We start from the raw sequence: 1,496 nt of genomic DNA on the forward strand, positions 1-1,496 counted from the left end.
ATGCCCTGTTCGCTCAGGCGCTCAACGGTCCGTTCCACGGACTCCGCGCTCACTGGGCCTCCCTGATTCGTCCGGACACTTCGTTTGGGTGCAAAACATACGCCTCGAACGCCCCGGGAACAAGGCTCCCACAAGGGAGGCCGTCGTTCCCGTAGTGACATCTAGCAGTTCAAGGCATATCGTATGGCCCCAAACAGTCTGAATGACCGAGACGTCCCCTAGACAAGGAGGCATCGTGGCCACGGTGCGCGGCTTCTTCACTCCCAAGACGGCGACCGGCCGCTCCTCGCTGGTCCCCGCTCCGCCTTGGTACTACTCCGGTGACCTGCTCACTGTCGAGTACCGTACCGACCCCGCCCGGGTCGCCGAGCTCCTGCCCGAGCCCCTGACGCTCGCCGAGGAGGACCCCGGCGCGGTCGCCGTCATCTGGGCCGACTGGCAGTCCTGCTCCGGCACCCGCGAGGAGCTTCTGGACCCGGTGCGCTCGCAGTACAAGGAGTGCTTCGTGGTGGTGCGTTGCGCCTACCAGGGTAGGACGTTCTCCCGCTGCGTCTACATCTGGGTCGACAAGGACTTCGCGATCGCCCGCGGCACGCACCAGGGCTACCCCAAGAAGCTCGGCTCGATCCACCAGACCCGCCCCTACCCCTTCGGGTCGGCCGCGCCCCGCATCGGCGAGGGCGGCACGTTCGGCGCCACCCTGGCCGCCGCCGACCGCCGTCTGGCCCAGGCGGTGGTACGGCTGCGCGAGCCCAGCGAGACCAACGGCTTCGTCAACGGCCACCCGATGGCCCACAACCGCTGGCTGCCCTCCATCGAGCCGGGCGGCGGCCTGGCCCTGGACGAGCTGATCGTCAGCGGCGGACAGTCCTTCGAGGGTGGCCAGGCGTGGAAGGGCGACGCCGAGATCGAGCTGTTCGAGGCCCCCACCGAGGAACTGGCCGCGCTGCGCGTGGACGAGGTCATCGGCGGTTACTACCGGCAGGTCGGAGTCGTCTGGAACGGCGGCACCCTCCTGGAGTCCGGCACCTCGGCCGCCGAATAGCGATCATTCCCGCTCCCTGATCGTGCGGGAGCATGGAGCCCAGGCGTGAGAAGGGCCCGTACGGTGGAAACCACCACCGTACGGGCCCTTGCCCATATGGCGGTCGTTCTCCCCCACAGCGGGAACGGCCTGTTGACGGGCACAGCGATCTTCCGCTGGGATGGGTAGGGGAGCGCTCCCCTGCCGCCCGCCGTCCTCGGGCATCCCGGGGGAGCGAACCATCGCCGCGAATCGCGCGTTTCGTGTGGCCAGAATCACACGTATACGAACGACACTGGCGTGAAGACCTGCTTGTCTGCCAGGTCGCCCTCCACCGCCGTTAGACACCGAAGGAGCATGCGTGCCCGCGCACTACTCGTTGACGGAGACCGAGGAAGCGGTGAACCGCCGCCTCGGGGACATCCCGATCAGACGCGAGGCACTGGCCGCCGTCTCCAATCTGCACCGGGCC

The 1,496-nt window shown here is 68.0% G+C and carries 1 protein-coding gene; it reads left to right on the forward strand.

Annotation, left to right across the window (positions count from 1 at the left end; genetic code table 11):
• Positions 1-235 precede the first annotated feature (235 nt).
• A complete protein-coding gene (locus tag AB0N02_RS47315) occupies positions 236-1,045 on the forward strand; it encodes an acetoacetate decarboxylase family protein (protein ID WP_363961761.1) in 810 nt (269 codons plus the stop codon).
• Positions 1,046-1,496: the final 451 nt, after the last annotated feature.

Source organism: Streptosporangium sp. NPDC051022 (assembly GCF_040683035.1).
Lineage (GTDB): Bacteria > Actinomycetota > Actinomycetes > Streptosporangiales > Streptosporangiaceae > Streptosporangium.